Source organism: Gemmatimonas sp., from assembly GCF_036405635.1.
GTDB lineage: Bacteria > Gemmatimonadota > Gemmatimonadetes > Gemmatimonadales > Gemmatimonadaceae > Gemmatimonas.
The window spans coordinates 36,893-44,115 of record NZ_DASWXE010000063.1 but is presented as its reverse complement, the minus strand read 5'-3'; the positions used below and the strand labels follow the sequence as shown (position 1 = coordinate 44,115).

The following is a 7,223-nucleotide window of genomic DNA, read 5'->3' as shown; positions in this document are numbered from 1 at the left end:
TCGCTCCCTGGCTGGTGAAGTACTGACGCGCGAAGAAGCGCATGCAGTGCTCAACGCCTCCGACGATGTGCTGCTCGATCAGTTGGCTGCTGCGTATCGCGTGCGCCGTGCGACGTGGGGCAACCGCGTGCGCCTGCACTTCCTCCTGAATGCACAGAGCGGTCTGTGCCCCGAGGACTGCGGTTACTGCTCGCAGTCGAAGATCTCCACCGCCGAGATCGAGAAGTACCCGATGCTCGCGCAGGACCGGATCATGGAAGCGGCCGACCGCGCCGCGGCGCTCAAGGCCGGTACGCTGTGCATGGTGATCTCGGGCCGTACGCCCGGTGAGCGCGTGTTTGGCAAGGTGCTCGATGCCGTGCGCGCCGTGCGCGAGAAGCACGACCTCAAGATCTGCGCCTGCCTGGGCCTGCTGAACGAGGAACAGGTGCTGCGTCTCAAGGACGCGGGCGTGGAGACGGTCAATCACAATCTCAACACGTCGGCCAACTACACGCCCGAAGTGGTGGGCACGCACACGTTCGAAGACCGCGTGAACACGGTGCAGGCCGTGAAGGCGGCCGGCATGAAGACGTGCAGCGGCGGCATTCTGGGCATGGGCGAAAGCGATGACGACGTGATCGATCTCGCGCTGTCGCTGCGTGAACTCGACGTGAAGAGCGTGCCGGTCAACTTCCTGATCCCGGTGCCGGGCACGAGCTTCGCCGGTATTCGGGAACTCGATCCGCGTCGCTGCCTGCGCATCCTGTCGCTGTACCGTTTCCTGCTGCCCACGCAGGAAATCCGCATCAGCGGCGGCCGCGAAGTGCACCTGCGCAGCATGCAGGTGATGGGCCTGTATCCCGCCAACTCGATCTTCGTGGGCGACTACCTCACCACGCAGGGTCAGACGGCGCGCGACGACATGCGCATGATCGAAGACGCGGGCTTCGTGCTCGAGACGCCCGATGGCGAGCCGCTGGTCGGCGACCCGTTCGAAGGCGTGCCGGAAGAGTATCCGCGGGCGCCGCTGCCGCTGGTCGAGGTCTGATCAGCAGCGGCGAATGCGAGAAGGGCCCCACGGTATCGACCGTGGGGCCCTTTCTTCTATTCGCTCGCGACCTGCGTCAGTGCTTGCACGAACACCTCTTCGGGCTGCGCCCCGCTGATGCCATAGCGGCTGTCGAGCACCACGAAAGGCACGCCCTGAATGCCGAGACGACCCGCTTCGCGCTGGCTCTGTTGTACGTCGAGATTGTAGCGGCCTTCGTCGATGATGGCCGTGAGATCGGCCTCGCTGAAGCCCGCGCTGCGTCCGAGTTCACGCAGGGTCGCCGCGTCACCGAGATCGGCGCCTTCCGTGAAGTGCCTGGCGTAGATGGCTTCGACCAGCGTCCACGGATTCACCTCGGTCTGCTGCGCGTGCAAAATCAGCCCGTGGGCCCGGGCCGTGTTGGCCATGCGCGTGATGCGATCGAAGTGAAATTCGCAGCCATCGGGTGCGCCGGCTTCGGCGACGCGAGGGAACATCGGCTCGGCGCGCGCACGTCCACCGAACTTGTTCTCGATCACCTCTTCCCAGTCGCGTCCTTCCGGCGGCAAGGACGGGTCGAGTTGGAAGGGGCGCCACGCCACGTCAAAACCGACTTCGGGGTGGGCTTCCTGTACGGCGGCGAGGGCTCGCCACAGGCGGCGGTCGCCGATCCAGCACCAGGGGCAGACGAGGTCGGCGTAGAGCTCGACGCTCACCAGTTTCGTGAAGGCCATGGCATGGAGTGTACGTTTGGGGACGTCCGAACTGCAGCCCTACGGCAGTGCCCTGTCGTGGGTGCGCCCCTTCGCTCCATCGTGTCATGTCCATCGCCGATATCCGTACCGACTACCGCCAGCGCTCCCTGTCCGAACAGGATGTGAACGCCGATCCCATCGCGCAGTTCCTGGCCTGGTTCGACGAAGCCTTGGCCGCCCAGGTGCTCGAGCCGAATGCGATGTGCCTGGCCACGGCCACACCGGATGCGTATCCATCGGCGCGCATGGTGCTGCTCAAGGGAGCGGACGCGCGCGGTTTTGTCTTCTACACCGACTATCGCAGCCGAAAGGGTCAGGAGCTGGCCGACAACCCCTGCGCCTCCCTGTGCTTCTTCTGGGGCGAACTGGAGCGGCAGGTGCGCATCAATGGCGCGGTGCAGCGTGTGAGCCGCACCGAGTCGGACGAATACTTTCAGTCGCGTCCGTTGCCCAGCCGCATTGGCGCCTGGACATCCACGCAGAGCAGCGTGCTGGCATCGCGCGATGTGCTGGAGAAGGAGCTGGCCGCCAACACGCAGCGGTTCGAGGGGAACTCCGTGCCGTTGCCCGAGCACTGGGGCGGTTTCCGGGTGGTGCCGGAAGAGATCGAATTCTGGCAGGGGCGGTCGAGCCGCTTGCACGATCGCATTCAGTATCGTCGCGAAGCCGGACGCTGGGTGACGCGGCGCCTGTCTCCCTGAGTATGGCCCGGACCAGCGCGGCGGAGCACCGCCGCTGGCCGGTCCGCCGCACGGAGCCCGTTGTAACCTGTTCTGCACGACTCCCGTAGGTGTGGCACCGAGTCCGGTCGTGGCGCCCAATGTCGGCGACGCACCGGTGTCCTCTCCGCTGTCATACTTCAGGAGTTCCAATGTTTTCGCATCGTGCATTCGGCATGCGCGCGGCCTCATCGGCCCATGCGCAGCCTTCGCAGTTCCCCGCGCCCTCGATGATCATGGCGCGCCTGTTTCTTCCGCTCGTGCTGTTTGGCTTTACGCCATCCGGCGCGCAGGCACAGTTCGGCAAGCTCAAGGACATGGGTGCGCGTGCCGCCAAGGAAGCTGCCGCGCGCAAGGTGATTGAAGCCGCCGGCGGTGAAGCGGCGTCCGCCGGCAGCAGCGGCAGCAACAGTTCGTCGGGTCGTGTGTCCTATGACATCACGGCCGAGCGTCTCGACGCCGTGCTGGCCGCGATCACGCCGTTCGTGGAAGAGGCGAAGCAGCGCGAAGCCAACAAGCGTCAGGTGGCAGCGTTTGAAGCCAAGCGCAAGACGTATGAAGACTGCGCCAACGCCGCTGCCAAGCGCACCATGGCGGTGACGCCGGACAACATCGCGAAGTCGAGCGAGTTCACCGCGAAGACGGTGCCGATGATCGAGCGCTACACAGCGATCTCGCAGGATCCCTCGAAGAAGCGCGAGACGTTGATGTTGCAGGACTCGATGCAGGTGCTGGCGGTGGAAGCGCAGCTGATCATGGTGGGCGGCAAGTGTGGCACGCCGGTGTATCGCACAGTGGCCGTCGTGGACGCGGAACTGGCCGAGATGGAGCCCTCGGGCGACGGACAGATCCAGGTGCCGGCCGCGCAGCGTGCGGGCATGACAACCTCGCAGTTTGGCCGCATCCGTGAGCGCATCGCGCTGTGGGCGCTCATCCAGGAAGGGCATGCCAAGCCCACCGAGGGACGCTTCACCGATGCCGAATCACAGGCACTGCAGGTGAAGGCCAGCGAACTCAAGTCACTCGCACCATTCTTCCGTGATGGCTCGCTGTCGTGGACGAACTGGGGTGACCTCAAGGGCTGGTGAGGCCTGCGTGATGCGCGGGCTCATGCCGCTGATGCAGATCGTGCGCCGGCGTGCGGTGGTGACATGCGGATGGTTGTTGTTCTGCGCGGTGAGTGTGCCGATGGCCCTCACCGCGCAGCGTGCACCGGCCAGTCGCATTGCCGCGCTGCCGTGCAGCACGTCCACCACTTCCACAGCAGCAACCCGGGCGTCGCGCCTGTCCGCACTTCGCTGGAAAGGACGCGATGTGCGCTGGGCCGAATGGCCCGTGCAGCTGGGCGCCCGCGGCGTATCCGCCACCGTGATCGTGGTGGACATCGACCCGGCCCGCATCGCGCTGGCACTCGAGATTGCGCGTGATGGCGATGCGCTGGCCCCGTGGTCGCTCGACGACGCTCCGAAGGACGCGGTGATCGCGCTCAATGCGGGTCAGTTCACCGACGATGGTCCATGGGGTTGGGTGGTCCATCGTCGACGTGAGTGGCAAGCGCCCGGGGTGGGCCCGCTGTCGGCCGCGTTCGTGATCGATACGTCAGGACGGGCGTCCATCCTCCAGGCTGACGAGATCGGCGATGCACGACGTCGCGGAGGATGGGAAGAAGCACTGCAGTCCTTCCCCCTGATCCTGAAAGACGGCGCCATGCCGGTGGGCCTGTGCACACCCGGCGCGGTGGACCTCGAGCATCGTGACATACGTCTCACACTGGGCACGCTGCCCAACGGCCACGTACTTCTGGCGCTGACGCGGTACGCCGGTGTGGGCAGTGCGGGCAATCGTTTGCCCATCGGACCGACGACCGGTGAAATGGCGACCATCATGCGTGAACTGGGCGTGGTCCGCGCCGTGATGCTGGACGGGGGACTGTCGGCACAAATGCTGGTGCGTGACGGTTCTGTCACAACGCAATGGAGTGGGCTGCGGCGCGTACCCCTCGCCCTGGTGGGCCGCCGGAAAGCCGAGCTTGCGCCCGCCCAAATGAATCGTTGATTTCGCATGTTGCCCTCTTCGACGGAGAAGATTCATGCGATTCACCACGCTGGCCGGCGCCGTTGGCGCGACCCTGGCGCTGCTTTCATCGGCTGCACCAGCACATGCCCAACTGGGCAAGCTCAAAAAGATCGGCGCTGAAGCCGCGAAGAAGGCGGCCGACGAAAAGCTGACCGGCAAGAAGGAAAGCGCGTCACCTGCAGGTGGCAGCGCATCAGAGAGCAGTGCCGCCGCTGCTGCGCCGGAAGCTGCCAAGGCACCCACGATCAGCTACGCGCTCACCGAGGATCACGTGGGCATGGTGCTCGCGGCGCTCACACCACGTCTCGAGGCCGCGCGCAATCGACAGGCGCTGGTGAAGGCGCGTCGTGAGTACGCGGTGAAGGACAGTGCCAACAAGGCGTGCTTCGACAAGCTCAGCTCCGGTGGCGTAGACCCGATGGCGATGATGGCGGCTTCGAAGAAGAACGCCGTCGCCATCGAGAAGCTCGACACGCAGTTGAGTGGTGTACAGAAGCGGCTCAGCGCGGCGTCCAGTGCGCAGGATCGCCGCGGCATGCACTATCTACAGGACAGCCTGAACACCATCCAGATGCGTTCCGCCGCGCTCAAGATGGGGTCGTCCTGCACCGCTGATTTCCGTCCCGCCGTACTCATCGAAGCTGACATCGCCGCCAACGGCATGTCCGGTGACTACGATCCGGATCGGGGTCAGTTCGATCCGACTGGCAGCGTGAAGGAGAAGCTCACCACCGCGCAGTTCGGCCGCATCCGTGAGCGCATGGCGCTATGGGCCCTGCTGCAGCAAACGCCCGGTCTCAAGGTCGGCAAGGACGGTGTGTTCACCGACGAGGAGAAGACCGTGCTCGCCGCACACGCCGCCGAGATCAAGGCACTCACGCCCTACTTTCGCGACAACTCGATGCGCTGGAAAGACTGGGGTGACGTGAAGAACTGGAAGTAGCCGCTGCCGCCGTGCGGGTTGTTCAGCGCGGCGGTGCGGTATCCAGCAGCAGGGCCGCCTTGGCGTCGACCGTCCCAAAGAGCACGTGGGGGAAGGTCGGCGCCGTTGGTTTTTGTGCGTTGGGTTCGTCGGTGACGAACAGCTGTGTCACACCGGTCGTGGAGGTCGGCATCTCGATGCCAGGCACGAGCACGGCGCCCGCCTCGTTCGGGGTGATCTCGATAACGGGCGTGGCAACACCATCTCGCAGCATCCACAGCTGATAGCGGTGACCAGCTGACAGTGGCGGCAGGCCAAACACATTCAGGATGGCTCGCCCCTCTCGTGCATTCCAGAAGAACTGTGCCGCTGCACTGGTCGTGGCATTGCGAAGGTTCACCAGCACGACCGACGCACGCCCACCGAGCAGGGTGGCCATCAGCCGCTCCCGTTCGGCGAGACGCGCCTCACTGCGGGAGATCAGCACCCGATTCTCGCGCAGACGCCCGTCGAGTTCCGCGTGCGCGCGCCGTGTGGTGGCTGCGTAGTAACCCAACCCCACCAGCATCAGAAAGAAGGCGCCCGCCACCCACCACCCCACCAACGGCACAGCACTTGGACGCGCGTCCACGGCGTTCGTCGACAGCGGCGTGACCGCTCGTGTGGCACGACTGGTGCGCGACATACGCACGACCCGGACCGGGGTCGGGTGCACCGCGACGGAGTCGTCGTGACGACGTCCTTCGTGGCGGCGGTCTTCCTGACGACGCTCTTCGGCAGGACGATCCTCGGGATCGTCGACACGTCGATCGTCACCACGCCGGCGATCGGCAGCCCGGCGATCGATCGCAGGGGCCGTGGTCTCGAGCGGTGGCGCTGCTGCGGCTTCCGCCTGCGCGATCACGGCGTGCACTTGCGTGATCACCCGATCGAACAGCCCCGCCGGCGGTTCCACGGGCTGCGCACTGGCCAGCGCGTTCACCGTCGCCTGACAGGCCTCGAACTCTCCCCGCATCACCGACGCATTCTCAGGTGTGCGCAGGGCCCGCTCATAGATCGCGCGCTCGTCGGCCGTGAGTGCCCCCAGCACATAGGCCGGCATGGTGGCGCGCAGCAACTCGAGCGAGGTGTACTCGCTGGGCGATGCGGACGGGTACTCGCCTTTGTACTCGCTCACGGCGCCTCCCGCTTCACGCGCAGCGCGCGCATGCCCATTTCCACATGACGGCGTACCGTGCCCGTGGGGATCCGCAAACGGTCGGCCACTTCATACTGCGTGAGCCCACCGAAGAAAATCAGCGTGATGGCCTGCTGGGTTTCCTCGGGCAGTGCCACGACGAGTGGTGACGTGCCGTCGCTCAACACATCGTGACGCGCATCGTGATCGGCACGCGCCATCTCGAGCGCGCGCAGCCGTGCAATCGTGGTCACCCACCCCAGCACACTGCCGCGCACACCGCGATAGCGTCCCGCGTCCCGCCAGGTCTGCTTGAAGGTGTCAGCCGTGGCCTGGGCGGCTTTCTCGGGATCACCGAGGATGCGCAGCACCAGCCCGTACACGGTGGCCCCGTGGCGGTCGTAGAGACGCCGCAAGGCATGCTCGTCACCGCCAGCGATGGCTTGCAGGCACGCGATGTCCGATTCAGTGTCCGACGGCGTCGTCGGTGCGGGATCTGAGGTCACCGCGGAAAGCTATCGCCGACGACGCACGGTGTGGGCTGAATTTGCGAACCCACCGC

Annotated in this window: 8 protein-coding genes; 5 read left to right on the top strand and 3 right to left on the bottom strand. The window is 65.7% G+C overall.

Annotated elements, in window-relative coordinates; all coding sequences use genetic code 11:
- A partial coding sequence (gene bioB, locus VGE27_RS04550) for a biotin synthase BioB (RefSeq protein WP_331048446.1) occupies positions 1-1,030 on the top strand: 1,030 nt, incomplete at its 5' end.
- A 56-nt stretch (positions 1,031-1,086) separates the two neighbouring features.
- Here the strand turns inward: bioB and VGE27_RS04545 are convergent.
- The gene (locus tag VGE27_RS04545; RefSeq protein ID WP_331048445.1) at positions 1,087-1,746 is read right to left on the bottom strand and encodes a DsbA family oxidoreductase; all 660 of its coding nucleotides are present in this window, start codon (positions 1,744-1,746) and stop codon (positions 1,087-1,089) included.
- Positions 1,747-1,832: 86 nt separating this feature from the next.
- Here VGE27_RS04545 and pdxH point away from each other — a divergent pair, with 86 nt between their 5' ends.
- From pdxH to VGE27_RS04525, 4 genes are all read left to right on the top strand, one after another.
- Positions 1,833-2,468 carry a pyridoxamine 5'-phosphate oxidase gene (pdxH, locus tag VGE27_RS04540; protein ID WP_331048444.1) on the top strand — a complete coding sequence of 212 codons (636 nt, stop codon included), beginning with the start codon at positions 1,833-1,835 and terminating at the stop codon, positions 2,466-2,468.
- A gap of 170 nt (positions 2,469-2,638) precedes the next feature.
- Positions 2,639-3,574 carry a hypothetical protein gene (locus tag VGE27_RS04535; protein ID WP_331048443.1) on the top strand — a complete coding sequence of 312 codons (936 nt, stop codon included), beginning with the start codon at positions 2,639-2,641 and terminating at the stop codon, positions 3,572-3,574.
- A 10-nt stretch (positions 3,575-3,584) separates the two neighbouring features.
- Positions 3,585-4,541, top strand: a complete 957-nt coding sequence (locus VGE27_RS04530; protein WP_331048447.1) for a phosphodiester glycosidase family protein — start codon at positions 3,585-3,587, stop codon at positions 4,539-4,541.
- Between the two features lie 34 nt (positions 4,542-4,575).
- The gene (locus tag VGE27_RS04525; protein WP_331048442.1) at positions 4,576-5,505 is read left to right on the top strand and encodes a hypothetical protein; all 930 of its coding nucleotides are present in this window, start codon (positions 4,576-4,578) and stop codon (positions 5,503-5,505) included.
- A gap of 22 nt (positions 5,506-5,527) precedes the next feature.
- On the opposite strand, the gene VGE27_RS04520 is transcribed toward VGE27_RS04525, so the two are convergent.
- Both VGE27_RS04520 and VGE27_RS04515 read right to left on the bottom strand, forming a co-directional pair.
- Entirely contained in the window at positions 5,528-6,661 is a 1,134-nt protein-coding gene (locus VGE27_RS04520; protein WP_331048441.1) for an anti-sigma factor domain-containing protein, read from the bottom strand.
- A complete protein-coding gene (locus tag VGE27_RS04515; protein WP_331048440.1) occupies positions 6,658-7,167 on the bottom strand; it encodes a sigma factor-like helix-turn-helix DNA-binding protein in 510 nt (169 codons plus the stop codon). Before VGE27_RS04515 ends, VGE27_RS04520 begins: the two co-directional genes overlap by 4 nt.
- Between the last annotated feature and the right edge of the window lie 56 nt (positions 7,168-7,223).